The organism is Sphingobacterium sp. 18053 (assembly GCF_902706145.1).
Classification (GTDB): Bacteria; Bacteroidota; Bacteroidia; order Sphingobacteriales; family Sphingobacteriaceae; genus Sphingobacterium; species Sphingobacterium paramultivorum.
On sequence record NZ_CACSJW010000003.1, the window covers coordinates 693,637 to 716,548 of the forward strand.

Consider the following 22,912-nt stretch of genomic DNA (forward strand, 5'->3'; position numbering starts at 1 on the left):
AGGATTATATGCAATGCAAAAATGAAAAAATATACTTTTTTTCTGGCTTGTATTTTACTTTGCTTTTTTATTTCTTGTCGAAATATTGGCAAACCTGTTGATAAACAAAAATCCGGTTCTTACTTCATCGATTCAAAAGGGCAGATAGCTTATTGTCAGAATGGAAATTGGTTTAGTTTGGGCATTTCACAAATGCAGGCTGATACAAAGTCATTTGAGGTTTTGTCAGAAGATATAGCTAAAGACAAAAATGCGGTATATTTTCGTGGCACGACTCAAAAATTTGTGGACAAGAATTCCTTTTACGTCGATAATCAGATTCCAAAAGATCGTTTTCATGTCTATTATATCGATCAGGCCCTAGGCTTTAATATCATCCAAGGAGCAGATCCAAAAACATATGAGCTCGTAAAGGACCATATAAACTGGGCACGCGACAAGGACCATTACTTCTACAGTAATGACATGATAAAGGCAGATCGGAAAACCTTTTCGTTCGTCAATGACTATTTTTTAATGGATAAAGATTCAGTTTATGTCTCTCCGAATATAGGTGCCTTTAAAGCAGTTGTTGCTAACTCCGGAAACATTGAAGCCATAAACAAATATTACATGAGAATTGGCAATACTATTTATTACCCACCATTTCAGCAGGGATCAGATGTCATAACGAGGTCTTTTAAGACCATTGATAAAATTCGTGTACTTGATCATGATCATATTAGTGTTGACAACAAAACGATCCTATTCAGGGGGAAAAGCTTCAGATATGAACAGGTAGATGCTCCTTCCTTTGCGTTATTCCCGATTGATGAAAAGAATGATGTGTACGGAAGCAACTCCTATTCAAAAGACAAGAATAATGTGTACTATAATCAGGAAATAATTCCGGGTGCCGATATTAAAACGTTTATACCTTTAGGTCACGATTTCGGAAAAGATGCAAAAAATGTCTTTTATCAAAAACAGCTGCTTGAAGGAGTAGATGCAAATAGTTTTAAGAAGGACGGTGATTTTTATAAAGACAATCGAGGCAATAAATTCAGCGGCCTTACAGGAAATAAAATCTAATCAGCTTTCTTTTGACAGCTAAACCTACTTTTTGTATTCAAAAAAAGCTTGTCCAGAGGAATTTATCGATTGAAATTTCCAACTCGCAAACTATTTTAATACAGCTAGTCAGATTTTAGGCGTAATACATCAAACATTAGTTGATATTCAGGTGTCTCGAGATTATACTTTTTAGATTCACGAATAACGTAAGCTGTCAAAGATGCCAACTCTGTTTTCGGTCGTTTATTAAGATAATCCGTATGCATGGATGAAGTCGCATCGTAAGGCATTTGTTCCATTTTGTCCAAGGTCCTATGTACAATATGATCAGCAATAACAATTCCTTTTTCCTGAGCTAATGTTGTAACCTCCTGAATAAGTTTAATAACCGCATCTTTCTTCTTTGGATCTTCCATTATCTGACCAATAGAACAATCAAAATAAGAAGTAGCTGTGGCCATAGCGGAAATAAAAATAAATTTGTCCCATATTATTTTCTCAATTTCATCGGAATAATTCACATGGATATCAGCCTGTTGCACAAGATGATATAACCTATCCAGTCTTTCATCATGTTCTCCATTCAATCCGAAATTCATTGTACCCCATTTTCCTGTCACTTCAATTACTCCGGCAGCCTTTAACCGGGACACAATATAGGCGCAACCATCCACAACCAAATTATTCGGATAATATCTGTTGATACGTTCTTTGCTGTCCACTCCATTCTGTAAGGGTATGAATACTGTATCTGCGCTCACACACGGTCCTAATAAGGCCATAGTATCTTCTAGATCATAAGATTTAGTACAAAGAAAAATGTAATCCATTTTTGTGAAGTTTTCAGCCTCACTGGAAGCCTTATAGGGCTTCGCTGTAAAACTTCCCTTTTCTAATAACAGCTTTAAACCATGTTGGTTAATCTCCTCAAGATGGTTACCTCGCGCCAAAAAATTGACATGAATATCAGTGTTTTCATACTTGCGCGCTAACATACCGCCAAAATATCCGCCCACTCCCCCCAGGCCCACAATTAATATATGCTGTTCCATTAGTTTTTTTATTTCGTATTCCTTATCTGTATTCAACCTTAAAATAAATCTAAAGTGAATATAAAGGAACTTTTGACAACACACAACTTATCAATGTCAGGCGGAGATCAATTATTCAGGAACAACTTTTCTTTTACCATTACTTACAAATTTGTTAGTAACACACAAATAGCTGCTTTACATCCAGAAGCAAGTATTTGCCTTTACATTTGCTCGTATAATTAATCATGTACAACAAGTTTTTATTTATGAAAAAATACGCATACATCGGAGCTTTGGGTTTTCTCGCAGTAATCACAACCGAGTTTGGCATTATTGGCATCTTGCCCCAAATAGCCGATCATTATCATATCAGTATCGACAAAGCAGGTTATTTATTAAGTGCTTTTGCCTTGATCATCGCCTTAACTGGGCCATTTATGACATTGTTGGCTTCGGGATTCGACCGCAAGAAAGTCATGTTAACTGCCATCGCTATTTTCTTAGTCACGGCGATTGTCTCTTCATTATCTCCTCCTTTTTGGTTATTACTTACTGTAAGAATTCTTCCTGCCTTTCTCCAACCTGTCTATATTGCGACAGCATTGTCTGTCGCCATTTTAAAAGGGGGGAAGAAAAATGAAAATGAACTTATGAGCATTGTTTTTAGCGGTGTTGCAATTGCTATGGTGACAACAGTCCCCTTCGCCACCTACATTGCCAGTCTCTACTCCTGGACATATTCTTTCACGATACAGGCTATTGTCAGTATTATAGCACTGCTGGCAATCTATTTTGCCATTCCTCCTTTGCCCATAAAAGAAAAAAAATCCTACGGCAGTCAGATGAAAATATTAACCAAACCCATTTTTATGGTCAGTACCGCAATGAATTTCTTTATGGTATCAGCTTGGTTTTCTACCTATAGTTACTTCGCCGAATATTTAAACAAAGCAAAGAATATGGACAGCACCATGGTTAGTTATATGCTATTTGTATTTGGTATTATTGGAGTCATCGCAAACTGGGTGGCAGGGAAAATGCTCAACCGAAATATTACGTTTACCACAGCATTCTTCTTATCGGGTACACTTATTATTCCTTTATTACTGTATTTTTCAGATGGCAATATGTTCGCTACGGTCTGTACGATTGCCTTATGGGGATTTCTTTATTCTCCTAGCTTCTTAAACGCATCTACCTATATGATTTCTTCCGCTCCCGAGGCGCTAGAATTTGCCAATAGTCTAGCGACTTCATTTGGCAATCTCGGGGTAACTTTGGGAACTACCATAGGTGGCTGGATTATCGTTTCGAAAGGTATAGAATTTTCGCCCTGGCTTACGATGGCTTTTGGTTTTCTCGCCTTTCTGATGATCGCCCTACGACAGTTTTTAGAAAAACGTGGCACAACAAATCAAATCACCGCGGTACAGTGTACACAGCAATAATATATTTTGCCGGTATTATAAATAGCCAATGCACGACAATTTAGATCTAGTTAGCTTGGATAATCATTCCAGCGCGAACTAGATCTAACGCTTTCTCCTTAAAGACCATCGATAAGATACCAACTCAGAATAATACCTATGACAAAAATTAATACGGCCACAATTGTGATGCTATTTGAAGTTTGAGTAAAGTTTTCTTCTTCGATTTGTTTGTTCGTTTTACGATATTTAAAGAAAGCGACAATAACCGTCAATGCACCAATGACCACAATGGAAACGCCAACAGCACCAGAATGTTCATGCTGGGAGCCTGCAACTACATCTTTTTTTAAAATGAGCTCAATCTGACGAATAAATAGTGAAAACTTAACAACCACAAAACCGAATCCCATAATCCCTAGGCTTGTCCGGATCCAAGCAAGGAAAGTTCGTTCATTAGCAAGATGGTCATTTACCTTTTGTGGAGCATTTTTAGACATTCGAAATAATTTTGATCAACAACTAAGTTAAAAGAATTATAAAACCCATTCCTTGGCCCTTAAACAACGTTTTACAGCTGTGACTATGCTTTAGCTCATTTCGTTCACAGGTTAGTCAATTTTTTAAGGTTAAGAAGTCATTTTGTTTGTTCTTCATTAAACGCTGCAAAACGTTGAAAAGTTTGAAAAATATTTTAATGTTTCTTCTTTCAGATCTTTTTTATTAATGGAATACCGAACCCTGCAGATGAGGAAGGAATAAGTTTCCCATCTTTGACGAGATATCCCGACAAATCCACATCATCAGATGTACTTGTAACCCCTTCAATGGTTACGGTATTTCCGAGCCCTCCGGCTAAATGCGCTGTATAGTAGCTCTTGAGAAGCGATCCCCAGGCATGTGGAGATGCTTGTGCTCCGAGTTGTATTAACTTTGGCATTAAGTTCCTCCAATTCGTAAATCCAAGGCCTTCAATATCCGTAAGGTGAACATCCAGCAGTTTCTTTTCAAATAAGGTTCTCAGCAAGTTCTGATCAGGATCTGCTTCGCCATCCGCCAGCAAAGTATTTATGCCTTCCGATTTTAAAAAGCCGCTAAGCTTTTGATAATCCATCACCGTTTCATGAAAAGGTTCTTCTATCCAAAAGAGATTTACCATTGGGATACCTTTTAAATACTGAATAAATTGGTCTGATGTAAAACCGTTATTTCCATCAACTAAAATTCTGCAGTCAGGAAATGCGTCTGCCACTGCTTTTGTAACCTCAATATCCCGTTGAAGTCCTTTGGAAAAAGGCATCCATTTATGCCCCCTTCCAATTTTTAACTTAAATTGCCTGTACCCCACTCCATAATCATATTGGCATTCCTCAAGAATACGGTCAATTCCTGATGGCCTATCCGCTGGTTCTAAGTCATCGAAATAGATCATACCACTATAATAATCTGTTATGATCGGATCTTTTCGACCAAGTATTTCATAAACAGGTTTATTTAAAATGACTCCTGCGAGATCATGAAGAGCCATATCAAAGGGAATATGTGTCTGCAGCAGTGTACCGACTTTGGGAGAAAAAAGATCTGACATTTTCTTGCCTATCAATTCTCCCGAAATTTTTTCAGCTTCACGTCTTGAGCCACGGAGTGAGGCCCAGCCCATTGCTCCCTGATCTGTCCTTATAACACATATTTCCACATCAGGTCCATAACCATGTAGGTCGAGACGGGCATTTTTCCCCACAAGCCTCGGATAATTCATCTTTACGGTAAAAAATCTGATATCTTTTATCTTGTGATAGGACAGGACCTTGTTTCCTGGTTCAGCATCAGAGGAAAATAAAATTTCATTTGCGTAACCTTTATACAACGTAGCTGAGGCAATGCCAAAATTCAGCGCCTGAATAAATGTTCTTCTTTTCATAGTTGATTTATTTCGATTATCCGAAACCGTCAGGAAAGACTTGTTTCTAGTTTTTTCCTTTACACAGCGTAGGCATAACTAGCCATCTAACCAAAGCTTTATAATTAGTTTATAAATATCCATATGAAAGATACTGCATACGCGTTTGTATTTATTGACAGGCCGTATCAATTGCTGTACAATTTGTATCATTTTTTTTTATAAATGTCTCTGTTGTGTACAATTACCGTATGACTATCTTTACTGCTTCGAGCAGCCTTATTACCTCATACCAATACCGCAGAAAAAAATTGCATATAAATACCTATGTCTTAAATTTTCCTTTATTTTGTATATATGCGCATATTGGTAACAGGATCTTCGGGAAAATTAGGAAGTGTAACAGTTCGGAATCTACCTCGGGCTGGACACGATGTTACGGGAGTTGATTTATTGGAAAGCGATACCACTGATCAATTATTAGATGTAAAACGAGCCGGGTCAGTTAATGAATTCACAAGTGGTTATGAAGCCATTATCCATGCTGCAGCGCTGCATGGTAGACATATGGATTTGAATTATAGCCGGCAAAGTTTTATAGATACCAATATAACAGGAACATTAAATCTGTTAAATGCCTGTGTAAAGAACGGAATAAAGCGTTTTCTTTTTACCTCTACAACCTCCATATATGGCAATGCACTTGTTGATGCGGAAAAAGCGGTGTGGGTTACAGAGGAACTTATAGCCCAACCCCGTGATATTTATGATATTACCAAACAGGCTTGTGAAGAGCTCTGTAGAGACTTTTTCGAAAAAGAACAGCTAATGACCAGCGTCTATCGCGTTGGCCGATTTCTTCCAGAACCCGATAACCTTATGCTAAATCATCGTTTGTATCGGGGATTAGATGAAAGAGATGGAGCTGAGGCTCTTCGACTAGGTGTTGAGACCAACTTTACGTCGTTTCAGATTTTTAATGTTTCTAGCGGTTCGCCTTTTGAAATTGAGGATTTAATTGAACTAAAATCTAACCCTTCCCATATCATCGCTAAGCGTATCCCAAATGCCGTTGAAATATACCGACAGAGAAGCTGGAGTTTTCCAACATCGATAGATAGAGTGTACCGAAGTGATAAAGCAATGCAATTACTTGGTTACACTCCGCAGTATACTTTCGAATTTCTTCTCAATCAACTTCCATAAAACAGCAAGACGGCACTTTAGTTATTGATCTACACCGATAAAAACGCCTTCATTTTATTTATTGATTGCAAGGAAATAGCTAAATCTTTGTTGAGCACGATTTGTCCACTTGATTTTTCCCGAATAATTAAATTAGCATATTGTGTTCTAAATAATGAAAAAAGTGGCCTATCCTTTAGCGGTAGATACTTTTCAACAATAGAAACTGCGTAACTATCGAAAACATATTCTTTTTTTCCAATGCTTATCCGGTCACTGAATAGCGTACAACGGTTTTGCCGATAGGTGGAAACAAGTAAGGCTGGTAAAAGAACAAATCCAAAGAGAGCAAAGGCTCCAAAAGAAATAACCGTACTTGTACCTGAAATAATTCCCAAAAGATTATAGATTGATCCGAAAATAATAAAGGGCGCCAAGACACCATAAAAAATAAGTGTACGCTGTGATAGATTGATTTTCATACTAATTATAAAAAATTGATTTAATACACCAAAATAGTTAAAAGCAAAAGGAATCTCCCACATAATATAATTATCGCTTTGATCTCCTTAATATTCGTCCACTATCAATAAATAAGGGTAATACTTTTGCCATATTTAGTCGGCTGTTTTTCTATCGCCAGATTCTTGTCTGAGCTTACAAAGCATATGAAACAAGTCTCAAAAAACAACAAAATCTATATAAGTTTTCCAAATTTCCCAGTATAGATTAGGATAAGGGTAATCATATCGAATAGCGCATGTGAAATGATTGAAACCCAAAGATTATTATTCCATTTTTTATATAAAATACCCCAGTACAATCCTCCCAAACAAGCAGCTATAACAGCAAATATATCTTGCTGCAGATGATAGAGACCGAAAAGAATACTGGTTATCACGATAGGCAACCAACGTCCAATTCCTTTAAACAATCTTTTTTCGAGTATATTCTGGATATAGCCCCGAAACACAACTTCCTCATAAAATCCACCAATAATCCATGCTGCAACAATTGTCATAATCAATCTCGCTATACTACTCCTAATAAAATTATACTCCGTATAATCGGGAACATTAAATAGATGTTTGATAACTGGAATATATATTATCTGCATAAATATTACCCAGGCTAATGCAGAGAGAATTCCTAAAAGAATAGCACGCGAAGAAAGGTTTTTCTTATCTAATCCCAAATCCCTCAATGTCCTGCCTTTTCTTCTTAAAACAAGAAAAATTGCTAGAAAACAAATGACTGCATAGGAATAAAAAGGTAATGGCACAGCATGTGGAAATACGACAAGAAATAGGATGAACCCGATATCCTGAATTATTGAAAATGCTTTCCTTTTCATAGGTGCAGTTATGAAGTGCGTATTATTTCAAAAATTTAAGCAACTGTAACACCAAAAAAGTGTCCTATTAACGCTGTCACTCCCATTGCTATTGTCCCCCAGAAACATATTCTGCCTACTGCAACTCCGATACTCGAGCCTCCAGTCTTGGCCGCAATCGCTCCAAGAACCATTAAAAAAATAATCGTAAAACCATACTGCAGATAGACCATCTGCTTAATTGGTGCAAGCAATGAAACCATAAATGGAAGTAGCGCTCCTAACGCAAATGAGCCCAGAGATGCCAGTGCAGCTTGTAGAGGTTTAGCTTGTGTAATCTCATTGATACCCAATTCGTCATGTGCATGGGCGCCCAATGCATCATGTGCCGTTAGTTCACGTGCAACCTGTAAGGCGGTTTCTTGACTGACGCCTCTTCTTTCATAAACGTTGGCTAATTCCTGTAGCTCGATTTCAGGCATTTCTTCAAGTTCCTTTTTCTCACGTAGGAGATCGGCCTTTTCGGTATCTTCCTGTGAGCTTACGGAAACATATTCTCCTGCTGCCATAGACATTGCTCCCGCAATCATGCCCGCTAATGCTGCCAAGACAATGGTATTGCGTTCAGGACTTGCCGCTGCAACTCCAATTACAATACTCGTCGTCGATAATAAGCCATCGTTGGCACCTAAAACAGCAGCGCGAAGCCACCCAACCCGGTTGACATAGTGTTTTTCTAATGGATGGTGCATATCAGTATGTGTTTGTGAAAGACACTTAAATTTAGCAATTATATTTATTTAAAGCCACACTGATATCGCTGTAAGTCAACAACCTATCAAATTACCTACAGTGCCATCCTGATTTTTTTCAATTGTGGTTATCCCTTTTAACCATTACCTTTCAACATTTCGCAAACTTTATTCTACTCAGGGGCTTAAAGAGAAGGTGTTAGGTTTTCTTTTAAGACACGTTCAAGGTCAACTCCAGATCCTCCAGTTTCAAGGATAATCCCATTTCGGTCAATGATATAAACTTTTGGTAACCCCTGTACCCGATAGGTGATGGCCGTTTTACTGTGTAGTGCTTGCTGATCGCCAACATTAATCCAGGATATGTTATCTTCAACGGCAGCTTTTTTCCAGATCTCCCTATTCGTATCTAGATTAAAGGATATAATCTCTAATCCTAGTTTTTTATATTTAGCATACAGCATCGGTAGCTTTTTGTTACTTTGTCTGCATGGAACGCACCAGGCAGCCCAAAAATCGAGCACAACAATCTTTCCTCTAAAATCAACTAGTTTTAGATCATTATTATTAACATCTTGTGCAATAAAGGATGGAGCCAAGTCTCCCTTTCTAAGTTCTTTTGCTTGAATAAATTCCTTTAAAAAGCGTCCAGTCCTACTATTTTTTATATTCTCCGGAAATCTACCATAAGCTAACTGTAAGGAATCTCTTGTTAATGATGTTCTTAGGAAATAGAGTTCCTGCATAAGCGGATAAGAAGGTTTTTTATTAAAAATATTATCGATTCTTAATTGTCTTATGGACCAATAATAGTGATCCGATGCAATTCTCAACTCAGTCTGTTTGACTGAATCAGTTTCAACTTCTATCTCCTTATCAAGTGCAGCGGCTTTTTTCCACATGGGATCCAGCTGTTTATTGATCGGAATGGCCTCAGCTTGTGATCTAGAATTCAGCACTTCGATATTTGAAAAATTCAGGCTATCGCCCAAAATCTTCATCCGTGCAGGCTCTATCCAAATCACGGTTCTCAAATTGGGCTTTGCAGTTAGTATATATAAGGTTGGTTCCAGCAAAGTTCCTTTTATCGTACATTTTCCATCCGTAAGTACACCTGAATAAGACTGACTGTCATTCTGAAAACTGCTCAGTTCAAACTTTGAACCATTAGAAAATCCTGAAAGATCAAATTGAATTTCGAAAAGCTTTCCTTTTTTTTGCTGAGCCAGGCAAGCGAGAGGTAAGAAAAATAAAAAAAGAAGTATTTTTTTTACTATCATCATATGCGTATTAGTTTCCTTATCAAAAAATAATTTCCTTCATCTCCGATCCACTTAAACGAGTATTTCTAATAAAACCTGCCCCCTTAAAACGATATTGAAGACCGACTATTTCAGTTGGTGCATTTTTAATCGTAGTTGCATATACAGGTTTATCATTAATCCAAAATCTAATCTGCTGGTTTTTACAGACTATTTTAAGCTTAGTCCATTCGGAAAGATCACAGCCAAATCCACTGAGGTCATCTTGTTTACTATCCGTATAAAAACCACCAGCTGTAAGGGCTATGTCACCGATACAGGCTGTGTTTACTAAAGGTATAATAAATATATCGTTTTTAGACTGTAAGAGTACTTCCACACGTTGGCAAATATTGCCACTATTGACTATCCCTGTTTTTATGTCCGTTTCAAAACTAAAATTATTGGTCATAACTCCTGTCATATTCTTTTGATTGTAAAATCTAACCGGTGGAGCTTCAGGGAGGAGATCGACCTTATAACTTTTCAGCAGCTCCTGCGTAACGGCAATTTCATGTGGCAATGTGATTTCAGTTTTTTTGAAATATAACGGTTCTTTTCCCCACGCTGCTTCTACCAATCCTAACCAGCCATCTGTTTTAATCTGTATATCATGTTCTCGAACAATTTTGTCCCCAATAATCAGCTTGGCCCTGAAGTAACCTGGATAGTAATAAATAGCGGAGTGATGTTTGTCGTTTCTATCCACCTGCGTCTTGCGGCTAGTGTCCCAGCTTTGTGCAATGAATACCGAATCGTCTTCATTTGCTGCCGAAGCATCATAATCAAATACAACTGAATTGGGTAACCCCTGTGTCAGCATTGTCTTGGACGAAAAGTGGAAAGCGTTACCATTAAAATGCTTCTTTTTTTGGACAAAGCTATTACCAAATAGTAGGACCACGACAAGGACAATGACAGATGAAATAGCTATAATCAATATAGAACCATACTTTTTTCGTACGCTCACTTGTGGCTCAACAGCGGATTTACTATATAGCTGATTCTGCGTTATCTCTTTCTGTACATAAGCATTGCGGAAAGCTCGCCAGTCTTCATAACCAAGATACTGTGCCAATGTATTTAATGTCGTCAGGGCAGGTTTACTTTGGTAATCAATCCTACCAAAAATCCGCTTCAATGTAGAAATGCTAAGTATAACCCCCGTTTTTTCCTGAATCTTTTCCGAAAGTTTTTCGAAATCGGCGGTACTCCAATTGGAAGTTTCACCCCATTCAAGTTTATTTTCAATGGAATTCTTAAGATGCTGAAATAATTCAGGATGACTCGACTTAATCATAATTTACTACATATCAGAATTTTAAAAACAAACAATCATCTTGAACAAACTTGAATAAACTTGATGCAAGGTTGAACGCGTTAAAATAATGCCTACACGCTAAATTTATCAAAAACTTTATTAACATGAAAAAAACATTCTTGATACTAGTCTTAATATTGGTCGCTTTATTCCAAAGTGACGCTCAAGAAAAGAAAATTAAGACATCAGCAGGCACAAATATTACACTAAGCGCAGAAAAATGGGTCTTTCAGAACGGAAAAGTGGATTTTCTAAATTTTAAGGGCCGTAGAGCAATAAAAATCGCTCCAGCATCTGGTCCGGTAATGATTAGAGACTTAATTTTCAAAGATGGAACCATCCAGTATGATGTGATACCTGCGAAAACAGAATTTGCCAGCGCCATTTATTTCCATCGAAAAGATGAAAGAGAACAAGAGATTGTCTATCTGCGAGTGCCTAAAATGACCGACCCTTTTGCCAATGAAGGTATTCAGTACTGTCCTATCTTACACGGTGTCAACATGTGGGACATGTATCCCCAATATCAGGCTGCTGCAGCGGCCAAAGCAGATGAATGGAACCATATTAAACTCGTCATTTCCGGAATGCAAATGCAGGTTTTTGTCAACAATAGCCTCAGATTGACGGTGCCAAAACTTGAGGGGCGCGAACATAGCGGATACATTGCATTTGACGGCGACTCCTACATCAGCAATATCGAGATCAAACCCAACGAAACGGAAGAATTACCACAGGTTGAAGGTGTAGACCTGACCCGCCATGAAGCAAATTATATCCGAAATTGGTCTATAACCCAGTCCACGACTTTGGAGGAAGGAAGGGAGCCAACTACTTTTCGTGACCTACCTAAAGACGAAGCCTTTACAGAAAAAATAGCCGCTGAGCGATATGGATTGATAAACCTGACAAGACGCTTTGGTGCTGCAGAAAAACGCAGGATAGTTTGGCTAAAAGCCGTTATTACCGTGAAGGAGCCTACGTTCGTCAATCTCCAGCTCGGATTCTCGGATGAAATATGGCTTTATCTAAATAATCAGATCACCTACACTGACAAAAATATCTTCCGTCAGAATATGAAAAAATATCCTGACGGAAGAATATCTGTACAGAATGGAAATGCTCGATTAAAGCTTAAAAAAGGTGAAAACCAATTACTCGTAGGAGTATCCAATGATTTTTATGGCTGGGGATTAATGGCCCGTTTGGAAAATATGGAAAATATTACCGCTATAGAACCATATCAGGAAAGAAAACATTCCATCGAACATATCGATAGCTATTTGGGTACCTATGCGGATGAGACAGCTCCCACATCTAAGTTAACCTTTGTAGAAAAGGATGGTATGTTAATTTTAGAGGCCCCTAATCAAGAAAATGTAGCACTCGATTATCTCGGAAATAACTTGTTTAAAATGGGCCTCGGTATAGAATTGCAATTTACGCCCGATTTACAACAGGTGGTGAGAAAAGAGAATGGATTTGAGATGAAATTTATTAGGGAACGATAAAATAAAATCACTTCATAGCGCAGTATATACCTTGCCTCAACAGCTCAGTCCAATTTCAATTAGGACTGAGCTGCTTGGTTCTCCTATCATCCATCTCGCGGCAACTTTCGCACCCGTGTTTGTGTTTTTCCTTCAGAACGTTACGCTCTTTAAAATTTATAATTATATCCTAGTCTCAGCACCTGCGTTTCGTAATAATCGTGGCTTGTATAATTAAAACCAATACCATCTATTTTTCGCTTAATAACCATCGTATTTAATAAATCCGTTGCATTAAAGAAAAGCTCGCCTTTTCCTTTTTGAACGGATTTTTTTAGTCCTGCATCTATTGAAAACCTCGATTGGATTTTTCCCTGCGGTATAATATCCGGTGCCAAATAGATTGCTGTAATCTGCCCGTCCCATCCTCTTGCAAAACGAAACATATTGTTAAACTTCAAGTTCCCTGAAAGTGCAGTCTGCCGATCTGCTGAAAAAGTATTGAGTTCGGGATAAAGATTTTCTACTGTAAAGGCATTGATTTGGTTTCGATAGAGATTACCATTAATATTAAAGGAGTAAATTGAAGATACTTTTTGATTCAAGATTGTTTCAATCCCCGTATTGAAGCTCTTTCCTGCATTTTGGAATACAGCATAAATTAATTTACTGTCCGGAAGAGTACTCGATATCCGTGTAAAAGTTCCATCAGCGAAACGGTGATACATTGCGGCGTAAAAGTAACCCTTGCTCCAGGTGTTCTTATATCCCAATTCGACAGAATTGGTGAACTGAGGACGCAAGCCTGGATTTCCAACCTTGATAATTTCAGCATCATCATACTTTGGAAAAATACGAATGTCAACTTCATTAGGTCGGTCCACTCGCCGATTATAAAAAGCCGAAAGCTTGTTATTGTCGTTAAGTTTGTAGGCCAATCTCATATTGGGAAAGGGTTGCGTATAATTGTACCCATCGCTTTTATAGGTGTTATGATTTGGATTTACATCATATTGAATTTTCACATATTCTAGACGCAAGCCTAATTCAGCCTCCCATTTTTCATTTTCGAAAACATAATTCCCATACACTGCTTGTATTAATTCCTTGTAATTTGCCCAGCCGCCAGCATCCATATCAAGAACAGAGTTGGCGCCCGGTTTAAACTCCATATTAGTTGGAATATTCCGGTTTCTCACCTTTATTCCGGTTTCAATACGTCCATATTTCAGCGGTTTGATATAATCTACATTAACATCATAAACCTGTTCGTCAGATAGCAGCTTAAAAGAGTCTGTTCCTTTCGAAGAAGGTAGATAATTGTCATAGAAGTACTTTTCGTCTTCTCGATGAAATGTATAATTAAAACCAACATTGAGCAAATGCCCGGCATCTTTAAATTTGTGCTGATAAGAAGTGGTCGCCATGGCTGTTGTCTTCAATTCATCTTCCAAAAATTGCCAAAGACGCAAGCGTGTTGAAATATCAGCATTGAAAAAAGGTTGATCGCCCCGGTCAATAATCTTCTCACTACCATACATCCCCGAAATAGTCAGATTATTCTGCTCGTCAATATGCCAATCTATCCCCGCTTTCGTCGTTAGAAAATTCGTATTCCGATTTCGTTTCAGCTGTGAGTTAATTATTGTACCATCTTCATATTTACGAGTTACAAATTCATTCTTGTTCAGTGTCTGTGTATAGAGATTATCGGCCTGTATGAAAATGTTGACCTTATCTTTTCTGTAATTTAATGATACACTGGGATTGATTTTAGGTGTTAAAGTATATTGTGGTCTTATGGTTGGTAGATTTTCCTTCCGTATCCATAATGAACCCAATCCGGAACTGAAACCTACTTTACCATTAAATCCATTTTGATTACTTTTCTTCATAATGATATTAATAATACCTGCATTTCCGTTGGCATCATACTTCGAAGAAGGATTATTGATGATCTCTATTTTATCTATCGCTGATGACGGAAGATTATCCAACCCAGATTGGCTACCAAAACCTGTCAAGGCGGTTTGTTTTCCATCGATAAGCACGGTGACTTTGTCATTGCCTCTCAGTTGAACTTTGCCATCCTGAACCGTAATTCCGGGCAAATTTTGCATCGTCTGCAAAACAGAACCGCCGGTCTGACTTATATTATCGGCAACGGAATAGATTTTCTTATCCAGTTTATTACTTACATGACCTGCCTGAGCAGTCACGGTAACCCCTTCTAATGCGATGGAACGCTCCTCCAACTCGATCGTTGGGATATCCAAAAACTCCGAAAGACTACCAACAAATAGGGATTGCTTCTTATCCTCAAACCCTGTAAATGAAATGTTTAATTGGTAATTTCCTGGCTTAATTTTGGAAATGGTAAACCGGCCTTCATCGTTTGTCATCGTTCCGGCGATAAAAGCGTCGTCTTTATCAGATTTGACCACAACATTAACGTATTGAATAGCCAATTTATCCGTCTTATTTTTTATAATACCTGAAAGGCTAACAGACGATACCTGTGCAGAAACAACCGAAGAAAATATGACTAAAATAAAAATAAAAAATAACCGTAATTGAACCATAATCTAATCCCTAACCTCCTTTAGAAATTTACCCTTATCATCAAAAATTAAGTCCCTACCATCGACTTCAGCCTCATAGCTAACATTATTTCTAGCATCAGTAATTTTAGCTGCTTCTTTGATATTTTTATGTGGATAGTTTTTGATTACATAAGCTTTAGCGTCTGCAGGAAGCTCTCCGGCAGGAATTCCAACCTCGGTTTCAATAATATCTCCTGCGGCATTTATAAGGACGGAATAATTAATTTTCCCATCCTTAAATCCAGCTTCATAATTTCCCTTTTCTTTTTCCCATTTAACCGACTTTACATTAGGGTATTTCTGTTGAAACGCCAGCCTAATTACTGATGGAACTTTCTTTTCTGAGACTTCTTGAGCTTTGGCCAATGATACGCTTACCATCAGGGCCAAAATAAAAATTAATCTTTTCATGTTCTTTTTATTAATGATTCCATAAAATTCAAAAACAATTTAGAAGAAATTTAGAACTCAATACCAACCAGGACAATGGAAATTGTGGAGCTAATGAATAGCTATCATCTTCGGAGATTACTCGGTGCTTGTTCGGTGCTTGTTCGGAACTTCTTCGGTGCTTCTTCGGTTGGAAGCGAATAAATAGCGATTAAGTTCCGAGGAAAAAACGTCGATTGTATGAGTGAATATCGAAAACTATATAAGATTAAACTTACCGCGTATGGGATTCGCTTTCCTTACAGTATTTTATTTTTCCAAATAGCCTGATACATCTTAAGGATATGTTAAACTTTTCGTATTAACACTTTTTAACGATGTTAAATGGTAGCTTTAGCAAATATTATAATTTACATCAACCACAAATGCCCTTTTTAGACCATGTTCTGCAAGTTCCTACCTACGGATGGAAAGACAACGATGGAAACCTCGTAAAGCCAAGCAAAAAAGAAATTTTCAGCGAATTCTTCAAACGCCTCAATATTTTTAAAGATAAAAGAAATTGGTTACCCTTTTTTAGCTGGCTAAAAGTAGCTTGCCTCATCCCCTTTTTTATCATCTTTTTGGTGTATCACTTCAGTTGGTGGACTGTCTTGGCAGCATTTGTCTACAGTATGATCGTTATGGGGACTCATGGTACGATATGGCACCATCGATTTGCAACACACGGCGCATTTAAATTCCGGAACGGATTCTGGCGTTTTTTCACACAGAATCTGACTATTAATGTAATTCCAGAAGAAATATATGTGATTTCACATCATGTTCATCACGCAAAATCTGACACCCCTGGTGACCCTTATAATGCACAAGCTGGCTTTCTATACTGTTTTTTAGCCGATGTAAATCATCAGCCTATTGCTAAGGACCTTACGGAAAATTCATATAACCGTGTCAAATTACTGATGCGACACACTGGTGTAACCGCCAATAGTTATGCACAATATCGAAAATGGGGGTCGTACGTAAATCCTTCTCATGCTATCGGATCCTGGATACTAAACTGGGCTTTTTGGTATGCCATTTTCTATTTGATCGGTGGCCACGCACTTGCCTGTACACTCTTTGGTGCGGCCGGTTTCTGGGCAATCGGTGTACGGACATTCAACTATGAAGGCCATGCAAAAGGTGAAGACAAGCAACGTGAAGGTATTGATTTCAATGAGAAAGACAAATCGATAAATCAGTTATGGCCCGGAATTGTAGCGGGTGAATGGCACAACAACCATCATTTATATCCTAAGAGTGCACGAAGTGGTTTTAAACCTTATCAGATTGATCTCGCTTGGTGTTATATCAAAATGATGCATAAACTCGGCGCAGTCAGTAGTTATCGTGATGACAAGAAAAGATTTGACGAACAATATCGTATCCCCTACCTAAAATCTAAGGGATAATCAATCGCTCTTATTATAATTTTGTTAAGCAGCGTTGGAGCTGATTTTGATGCTGGAACAGGACCAATTCGCGGTCTGCACCAAATTGAAGAGATATACAAAACACTACGCGATGTTCATATTACCTTTTTGCGTGCCGGATATTTCTACACGAATTTTTATAACGATATTCCATTAATCAAAAACGCAGGTATTGAAGGATCAAACTTCCCCGCAGAGATAAAAATTCCATTGGTTGATCCCTTAGATATTGCTACTGCCGCAGCCGATGCGCTCCAAAATTCAGAAGTTGGACATCACGTGCGTTATATTGTTAGCGATTATGTTTCAGGAGCAGAAATTGCCCACACATTGGGAGCTGCTATTGGTAATCCAAACCTGCCATGGATTGAATTTACCGACGAACAAGCTTTGGACGGTATGTTAAAGGCGGGACTTCCAACAGAAATTGCATCACTCTATGTAGAGATGGGGCAGGCAATCCGTGCAGGAAAATTACAACAAGATTTTGAAATTCAGGGTCAGCCTATCTATGGTAAGATCCAATTAAATCATTTTGCCATTGATTTTGCTAAACGATTCCAAAAACTATAGATCAATAAAAAAGGGTATTTTAAGTTGTAATAACTAATAAGATCGGCCCTTTTTTATTAAATTTAATAGCGATGAGCACGATATTCAATCGGACTCATCCCTATTAAATCTATTGAACTAAACATCCTGCGCAGCTGTCTGAATAGGTTATGAAAAGCTTGAACTTCCTTTGTATCATACCATTAAAATTATCCATGTGCCTAAAGTTAAACGGAAATACTCTTTATTAAAACAGAATACAGGTCTTCAGGCTTGACAGGTTTGATTAACCAGCAATTTATAGCCAGAGAGTGACAAAGCAGCTCTATGTCTTGCTCTTCAGCACTAAAAATGGGAATTATGTTGTGCTCAAAATTGTTATTAAATTTTTTTTCGCGAATATTCTTTATTGTTTCGATACCACTGATAATAGGCAATTGATTGTCGATCAAAATAGCGTCAAAACAGCGTCCTCCTTTTAACATCTGTAATACTTCAAATCCAGTTTTTGCCTGTACGCTATCAATATTCTTTAAAGATAACATCCGAGCCAAGGCATTTCGTTCAGATTCTTCCTCGGCAACAACGAGTACATCCTTTATTTTTTTCAATCCCTCCCACTCATTTATTTCCCAGATAGAACGCACATGAATGTTGAAAAAGAAACGGCTTCCTACACCAAAAGTACTCTCCAACTTCAATTCACTGTCCATCATTTTAAGCAGTTTATTCGATATCGTCAGTCCTAAACCAGTGCCGCCATAACGTTTAGTCATCGAGTTATCTTCTTGCGTAAATGCATCAAATATCCGCTCCAATTTATCCTCTTTGATGCCTATGCCTGTGTCTTTGACACTAAAACACAGAACAGCATGTTCTGTATCATGTGATTCTACTGTAATGCTTAGTTCAATGGTTCCCTTCTCGGTAAATTTTGTGGCATTGCTCAATAAATTCATCAATACTTGCTTGATGCGTAGGGCGTCAACCCAGATATAATGCGGTACATCGGCAGCGATATTCAGATAAAACGCTAGATTTTTGGTTTTGATCTGCAGATTAAGAAAGTTCGTCAGCTGAATAACCAGGTCGTAGAGATCGGTCTGTTCAATCTCCAGTTCTAATTTGCCGGCTTCAATTTTAGAGAAGTCCAGAATGTCGTTTACGATTCCAAGCAATAAATTAGCGGATTGATCAACGATCGTAAGGTATTCGCGTTGCGTATCTTCAAGTGCTGTTCCAAGCAATAGATCGGTAAAGCCAAGAATTCCATTCAGCGGTGTACGAAGCTCATGGCTCATATTTGCCAAAAATTGTGATTTTGCTGCACTTGCCTGCTCGGCTACTAATTTTGCCTTTTCCAGCTCCTCGCGTTGATGAATAATCCGGCTTATATCTGTCGCAATCGCAAGATAACCGATGACATTATCATTAATATCCCTAATAAGTGTAACTGCTAAGGAAACATGTAATTGAGATCCATCTTTTCGACAATAGGTCCACTCTCTCTGCTCAGCACCGTGTAGCTCTGCCATATCTACAAAGAAACGAAGTTTATCTACCGAACGTCCCAATTCGACCTCCAGTTCTTTCGTCCTCAACACGAGCTCCTCTTCTAAATGAAAGTGTGCAAGACCAAATTTACCAATCACTTCTTCACTACGATATCCCAAGAGGTTTTCAGCCCCTGTATTAAACAATGTAATTACACCTGCGTTGTCGGTCGCAATAATACCGACAGCAGAAGTTGCATCCAACACTTCTGCAAGTAGTTTTTTTGAATTTGAAGACTCTGCTTCGATACGTTTACGCTTATCAATATCCTGAAAGGTACCGTATAAACGTACACAATGACCATTTTCAAAATCAGCATTTCCCAACGCACGTATCCACAGTTCATGACCAGCGAAGGTGACAATCTCTAGTTCCAAGTCCCAAGCTTCTCCCGTAGCGAGTGCGTGTTCAATTGCAGTCCATATTTTATTTCTACTTGCTCCCGCTTTATAGAACTGTAACGCAGTTGTCAGCTCTGGTTCATAGTCTTCGGGTACCTCATGAATTTCTCTCGTAATTTCGGACCAAACAATCTTCCCATCAGCAGGCGTATATTCCCAGCCCCCAATTCTAGCTACCCTTCCAGTCCGCATCAATGTCGCCTGTGCATGCTTAAGCTTCTTTTCTAGAAAATGTTGTTCTGTAATATCTACTGCATTACCAATCACATAAGGTATTTTGTTCTCACTGGTCTGCAGAATATTGTTAAACATCCAGATACGCATGTCACCCGAACGAGTCATGGTACGCATTTCTCCTTTGATTGTTCCATGCCGAACAATCGCGTCCAGGTAGTCCTGTAAATTCTTGTGCCCCTCCGATGGAACAATATCAAAAAGAGATAAAGTCTGAATCTCATCTCTCGTATAGCCTAAGATCCTGGCTCCAGCATCATTGACGGTGATGAAATTCCCTTTCAGATCATGGGTACACATAAGCCCCTGAGAATTATCGAAAAATGCTTTCAGCTTTTGTTCACTTTCCCTGTACTTTTCTTTCTCCTTTCTGTTGACAATAAGCGTAACAACTTCATCCCGGAGAAGGGTTAGAATTTCTTTTTGATGCTGGTCGAGCTGCCTTGGAACACGATCGATAACGCATAGCGCACCTAAGGCATAGCCATTGGGATCGATTAATGGTAAACCAGCATAATAACGGATATTTGGTTCTCGGGTAACAAGCTCATTTGATTTGAAACGTTCGTCTTTTTCAGCATCTTCAACTTCCATCAGTTGATCTTCTTCCAAGGTATATTGGCAGAAAGATACATCCCGTCTGGTTTCTTCAGTCTCCAAACCAACGCGCGACTTAAACCACTGCCTGTCTTTATCCACCAATGAGATCAATGAAATAGGTGTACCGCATACAAGCGATGCAATTTTTGTAATGCGATCGAATTCTTCCTCTGTTGCAGTATTTAAAATTTCGTACTCATGCAACACGCGTATTCGATCCGATTCATTTGTAGGCAACAATTTAGCATTCATACAAAAGCCTGTATTCGTTATTAGTTTTATCTTCGAAATCTTTATAGGTCCTAATGTCTAGCTTGCTCTAGCGTATAAATAATATTTCACTAATCTTCTAACGATTGATTTAATCATTCCAATGCCCAACTAATCTGGATTTAGTATTGACTTTCCTGAGTCTACAGTAAAAAGTAGAAAACCAGCGGTAATAGCATAATAAAATATAAACATGAACACCGCTACACTAAAATAGTTTTAAATAAAAAAATAAACTATAAAACTAAAAGTGCATAAACAATGAGCTAGAGCGTTTCTTTTTGCTTGATTTTTCAATGTGAGGAAATATATTTAAAAAAAAAATGAACTTGTGAAATCCAAGCCTTCCAAAAAGTCGTAAATGGGTATAAGTACAGAGAAAAAATTATAAACTAAAAGACTTTTGTTATGGAAAAGATAACCTCCCACAACGAAACACTATTGAACTCCAATAGTGACATGGACAAAAGAGATCTCAGACGAAGAGACTTTTTAAAATATGCAGGAGCCAGCGCAGCGACATTAGCCATACTCGGTATATCGAGCTGTAAAAAAGACCGCGATGATGGCATGGATAATGGCGGCAAGGGCATGTATTTTGGCAGCGGCGACATTGCTATCCTAAATTATGCCTATGCACTTGAACAACTTGAAGCTGCATTCTACATCCAGTTAGTCAATAATCCCTATAGCGGTATGACGGATATGGAAAAATCTTTTTTCACCGATATCCGTGATCATGAAATTGCTCACCGTGAGTTCTTCAAAGTGGCCTTGGGTGCAAAAGCCATTTCAAGTCTCGAATTTAACCTAGCTGGCGTCAATTTCAGTAGCCGTGAAACAGTACTGGCAACAGCAAAAACATTTGAAGACCTTGGTGTTTCGGCCTACAATGGTGCTGGTTGGCTAATCAAAGATGTCAATTATTTACTATTGGCAGGTAAGATTGTTTCCGTTGAAGCACGACATGCCGCTTGGGTCAGGGATATGATCGACAACGGCAGTTTTGCCAATCAAGAAGTAGTGGATTCAAATGGTCTTGATCTCGCAAAGAGTCCAAGCGTGGTGCTTAGTGCCGCTGCACCATTTATTAAGTCCAAGATTGATGTTAGTGATCTACCAACCTATTAATTCACCAAAAATCTGATTATCATGAATCTCTTAAACGTTTTTGAACAAATAAATGCTGTAGATCCTGAATTCAGCGATCGCATCAGCCCTCGCCGTGAAGCAATCAAAAGTTTGGCTTCAATGAGTAAAAAAGTAACCTTGGCTGCCCTGCCCTTTATGATAGGTGAACTCTTTAAAAAAGCATACGGTGCCACCGCGCCCACAGATGTAAATGGTGTACTCAACTATGCCTTGACATTGGAATATCTCGAAGCAGAATATTACACAATGGGTGTTGCCAAGGCAGGTCTTATCCCCACAGGTAAACCACTTGGTGCGATAACCACCATTCGTGACCATGAAGTTGCACATGTGAATTTTCTTAAACAGGTATTGGGCAGTAAAGCTGTTTCAAAACCAACCTTTGATTTTACTGCTGGTGGCACTTTTGGCAATGTTTTCAGTGACTATGATACATTTCTAGCTGTCGCACAAGCATTTGAAGACACTGGTGTAAGAGCTTATAAAGGCCAGGCGGGAATTTTACTTGGCAATCGCGTTGTACTGACTGCCGCGCTGCAGATCCATTCGGTTGAGGCAAGACATGCCTCCCATATCCGTCAAATGCGCCGTGCCCGCGGAGGTGGAGCCGCCAATCAAAAACCTTGGATTACAGGAAGCAATGACAGTGGTATAGGAGCAGTTGTCGATCCGGTATATGCAGGCGAAAATAATGTGACACAAGCGGGAGTGGATATTACGACTTTGCCAGGCGCCTCGGGGAAAATTTCGACCAATGCGGCAACCCAGTCATTCGACGAACCTCTAACTGCAGAAGCTGTACTTAATATTGCAGGTTTATTTATAAAATCCTAACAAAAGACGTAGTTTACCTGTTTTTAGCATGTCCTGATCGGTTTATCC

Annotated in this window: 19 protein-coding genes; 8 read left to right on the forward strand and 11 right to left on the reverse strand. The window is 38.5% G+C overall.

Annotated elements, in window-relative coordinates:
* The first annotated feature begins 21 nt into the window (after window positions 1-21).
* On the forward strand, window positions 22-1,071 hold the full coding sequence (locus tag GVK91_RS09675; RefSeq protein ID WP_159728227.1) for a DKNYY domain-containing protein: 1,050 nt from the start codon (window positions 22-24) through the stop codon (window positions 1,069-1,071).
* A gap of 104 nt (window positions 1,072-1,175) precedes the next feature.
* Here the strand turns inward: GVK91_RS09675 and GVK91_RS09680 are convergent, their stop codons facing one another.
* Complete coding sequence (locus GVK91_RS09680; protein ID WP_159728230.1) at window positions 1,176-2,105, reverse strand: ketopantoate reductase family protein; 930 nt, start codon at window positions 2,103-2,105, stop codon at window positions 1,176-1,178.
* Window positions 2,106-2,353: 248 nt separating this feature from the next.
* Between GVK91_RS09680 and GVK91_RS09685 the strand changes: the two genes are divergently transcribed.
* Window positions 2,354-3,535, forward strand: a complete 1,182-nt coding sequence (locus tag GVK91_RS09685; protein WP_159728232.1) for an MFS transporter — start codon at window positions 2,354-2,356, stop codon at window positions 3,533-3,535.
* A 98-nt stretch (window positions 3,536-3,633) separates the two neighbouring features.
* On the opposite strand, the gene GVK91_RS09690 is transcribed toward GVK91_RS09685, so the two are convergent.
* Both GVK91_RS09690 and GVK91_RS09695 read right to left on the reverse strand, forming a co-directional pair.
* A complete protein-coding gene (locus GVK91_RS09690; RefSeq protein ID WP_153846473.1) occupies window positions 3,634-4,014 on the reverse strand; it encodes a YidH family protein in 381 nt (126 codons plus the stop codon).
* Between the two features lie 209 nt (window positions 4,015-4,223).
* The gene (locus tag GVK91_RS09695; RefSeq protein WP_159728234.1) at window positions 4,224-5,435 is read right to left on the reverse strand and encodes an enolase C-terminal domain-like protein; all 1,212 of its coding nucleotides are present in this window, start codon (window positions 5,433-5,435) and stop codon (window positions 4,224-4,226) included.
* A 336-nt stretch (window positions 5,436-5,771) separates the two neighbouring features.
* Here GVK91_RS09695 and GVK91_RS09700 point away from each other — a divergent pair, with 336 nt between their 5' ends.
* Window positions 5,772-6,620 (forward strand): NAD(P)-dependent oxidoreductase, encoded by an 849-nt coding sequence (locus tag GVK91_RS09700; RefSeq protein ID WP_159728236.1) that lies wholly within the window; start codon window positions 5,772-5,774, stop codon window positions 6,618-6,620.
* 29 nt (window positions 6,621-6,649) lie between these two features.
* Here GVK91_RS09700 and GVK91_RS09705 read toward each other — a convergent pair whose 3' ends face one another.
* The 5 genes from GVK91_RS09705 to GVK91_RS09725 all read right to left on the reverse strand — a co-directional run bounded on the left by GVK91_RS09705 (window position 6,650) and on the right by GVK91_RS09725 (window position 11,285).
* Window positions 6,650-7,081 carry a hypothetical protein gene (locus GVK91_RS09705; RefSeq protein ID WP_159728238.1) on the reverse strand — a complete coding sequence of 144 codons (432 nt, stop codon included), beginning with the start codon at window positions 7,079-7,081 and terminating at the stop codon, window positions 6,650-6,652.
* A 215-nt stretch (window positions 7,082-7,296) separates the two neighbouring features.
* Complete coding sequence (locus tag GVK91_RS09710; RefSeq protein WP_159728240.1) at window positions 7,297-7,953, reverse strand: CPBP family intramembrane glutamic endopeptidase; 657 nt, start codon at window positions 7,951-7,953, stop codon at window positions 7,297-7,299.
* 35 nt (window positions 7,954-7,988) lie between these two features.
* The gene (locus GVK91_RS09715) at window positions 7,989-8,684 is read right to left on the reverse strand and encodes a VIT family protein (RefSeq protein ID WP_159728242.1); all 696 of its coding nucleotides are present in this window, start codon (window positions 8,682-8,684) and stop codon (window positions 7,989-7,991) included.
* Window positions 8,685-8,869: 185 nt separating this feature from the next.
* The gene (locus GVK91_RS09720; protein ID WP_159728244.1) at window positions 8,870-9,967 is read right to left on the reverse strand and encodes a TlpA family protein disulfide reductase; all 1,098 of its coding nucleotides are present in this window, start codon (window positions 9,965-9,967) and stop codon (window positions 8,870-8,872) included.
* Between the two features lie 19 nt (window positions 9,968-9,986).
* Window positions 9,987-11,285 carry a hypothetical protein gene (locus GVK91_RS09725; protein ID WP_159728246.1) on the reverse strand — a complete coding sequence of 433 codons (1,299 nt, stop codon included), beginning with the start codon at window positions 11,283-11,285 and terminating at the stop codon, window positions 9,987-9,989.
* A 125-nt stretch (window positions 11,286-11,410) separates the two neighbouring features.
* Between GVK91_RS09725 and GVK91_RS09730 the strand changes: the two genes are divergently transcribed.
* A complete protein-coding gene (locus GVK91_RS09730) occupies window positions 11,411-12,817 on the forward strand; it encodes a hypothetical protein (RefSeq protein ID WP_159728248.1) in 1,407 nt (468 codons plus the stop codon).
* Between the two features lie 149 nt (window positions 12,818-12,966).
* Here GVK91_RS09730 and GVK91_RS09735 read toward each other — a convergent pair whose 3' ends face one another.
* Together GVK91_RS09735 and GVK91_RS09740 are read right to left on the reverse strand one after the other, a co-directional pair.
* Window positions 12,967-15,378: an outer membrane beta-barrel family protein gene (locus GVK91_RS09735; RefSeq protein WP_159728250.1), complete on the reverse strand. Its 2,412-nt coding sequence runs from the start codon at window positions 15,376-15,378 to the stop codon at window positions 12,967-12,969.
* Window positions 15,379-15,381: 3 nt separating this feature from the next.
* On the reverse strand, window positions 15,382-15,810 hold the full coding sequence (locus GVK91_RS09740) for a PepSY-like domain-containing protein (protein ID WP_153846480.1): 429 nt from the start codon (window positions 15,808-15,810) through the stop codon (window positions 15,382-15,384).
* 356 nt (window positions 15,811-16,166) lie between these two features.
* Here GVK91_RS09740 and GVK91_RS09745 point away from each other — a divergent pair, with 356 nt between their 5' ends.
* A complete protein-coding gene (locus GVK91_RS09745) occupies window positions 16,167-17,246 on the forward strand; it encodes a fatty acid desaturase (RefSeq protein WP_235032850.1) in 1,080 nt (359 codons plus the stop codon).
* Between the two features lie 21 nt (window positions 17,247-17,267).
* The gene (locus tag GVK91_RS09750) at window positions 17,268-17,840 is read left to right on the forward strand and encodes a hypothetical protein (RefSeq protein WP_159728252.1); all 573 of its coding nucleotides are present in this window, start codon (window positions 17,268-17,270) and stop codon (window positions 17,838-17,840) included.
* Between the two features lie 206 nt (window positions 17,841-18,046).
* On the opposite strand, the gene GVK91_RS09755 is transcribed toward GVK91_RS09750, so the two are convergent.
* On the reverse strand, window positions 18,047-20,860 hold the full coding sequence (locus GVK91_RS09755; RefSeq protein WP_153846489.1) for a PAS domain S-box protein: 2,814 nt from the start codon (window positions 20,858-20,860) through the stop codon (window positions 18,047-18,049).
* 426 nt (window positions 20,861-21,286) lie between these two features.
* On the opposite strand from GVK91_RS09755, the gene GVK91_RS09760 reads away from it, so the two are divergent.
* Window positions 21,287-22,009 (forward strand): ferritin-like domain-containing protein, encoded by a 723-nt coding sequence (locus tag GVK91_RS09760; protein WP_159728255.1) that lies wholly within the window; start codon window positions 21,287-21,289, stop codon window positions 22,007-22,009.
* A 21-nt stretch (window positions 22,010-22,030) separates the two neighbouring features.
* Window positions 22,031-22,864 carry a ferritin-like domain-containing protein gene (locus GVK91_RS09765; protein WP_159728257.1) on the forward strand — a complete coding sequence of 278 codons (834 nt, stop codon included), beginning with the start codon at window positions 22,031-22,033 and terminating at the stop codon, window positions 22,862-22,864.
* Window positions 22,865-22,912 lie beyond the last annotated feature (48 nt).

What these genes read in the sequence shown, in the direction of transcription:
- GVK91_RS09675 (WP_159728227.1), top strand. Translation starts at nt 22, where the DNA reads ATGAAAAAATATACTTTTTTTCTGGCTTGTATTTTACTTTGCTTTTTT.
- GVK91_RS09680 (WP_159728230.1), bottom strand. Translation starts at nt 2,105, where the DNA reads ATGGAACAGCATATATTAATTGTGGGCCTGGGGGGAGTGGGCGGATAT.
- GVK91_RS09685 (WP_159728232.1), top strand. Translation starts at nt 2,354, where the DNA reads ATGAAAAAATACGCATACATCGGAGCTTTGGGTTTTCTCGCAGTAATC.
- GVK91_RS09690 (WP_153846473.1), bottom strand. Translation starts at nt 4,014, where the DNA reads ATGTCTAAAAATGCTCCACAAAAGGTAAATGACCATCTTGCTAATGAA.
- GVK91_RS09695 (WP_159728234.1), bottom strand. Translation starts at nt 5,435, where the DNA reads ATGAAAAGAAGAACATTTATTCAGGCGCTGAATTTTGGCATTGCCTCA.
- GVK91_RS09700 (WP_159728236.1), top strand. Translation starts at nt 5,772, where the DNA reads ATGCGCATATTGGTAACAGGATCTTCGGGAAAATTAGGAAGTGTAACA.
- GVK91_RS09705 (WP_159728238.1), bottom strand. Translation starts at nt 7,081, where the DNA reads ATGAAAATCAATCTATCACAGCGTACACTTATTTTTTATGGTGTCTTG.
- GVK91_RS09710 (WP_159728240.1), bottom strand. Translation starts at nt 7,953, where the DNA reads ATGAAAAGGAAAGCATTTTCAATAATTCAGGATATCGGGTTCATCCTA.
- GVK91_RS09715 (WP_159728242.1), bottom strand. Translation starts at nt 8,684, where the DNA reads ATGCACCATCCATTAGAAAAACACTATGTCAACCGGGTTGGGTGGCTT.
- GVK91_RS09720 (WP_159728244.1), bottom strand. Translation starts at nt 9,967, where the DNA reads ATGATGATAGTAAAAAAAATACTTCTTTTTTTATTTTTCTTACCTCTC.
- GVK91_RS09725 (WP_159728246.1), bottom strand. Translation starts at nt 11,285, where the DNA reads ATGATTAAGTCGAGTCATCCTGAATTATTTCAGCATCTTAAGAATTCC.
- GVK91_RS09730 (WP_159728248.1), top strand. Translation starts at nt 11,411, where the DNA reads ATGAAAAAAACATTCTTGATACTAGTCTTAATATTGGTCGCTTTATTC.
- GVK91_RS09735 (WP_159728250.1), bottom strand. Translation starts at nt 15,378, where the DNA reads ATGGTTCAATTACGGTTATTTTTTATTTTTATTTTAGTCATATTTTCT.
- GVK91_RS09740 (WP_153846480.1), bottom strand. Translation starts at nt 15,810, where the DNA reads ATGAAAAGATTAATTTTTATTTTGGCCCTGATGGTAAGCGTATCATTG.
- GVK91_RS09745 (WP_235032850.1), top strand. Translation starts at nt 16,167, where the DNA reads ATGTTAAATGGTAGCTTTAGCAAATATTATAATTTACATCAACCACAA.
- GVK91_RS09755 (WP_153846489.1), bottom strand. Translation starts at nt 20,860, where the DNA reads ATGAATGCTAAATTGTTGCCTACAAATGAATCGGATCGAATACGCGTG.
- GVK91_RS09760 (WP_159728255.1), top strand. Translation starts at nt 21,287, where the DNA reads ATGGAAAAGATAACCTCCCACAACGAAACACTATTGAACTCCAATAGT.
- GVK91_RS09765 (WP_159728257.1), top strand. Translation starts at nt 22,031, where the DNA reads ATGAATCTCTTAAACGTTTTTGAACAAATAAATGCTGTAGATCCTGAA.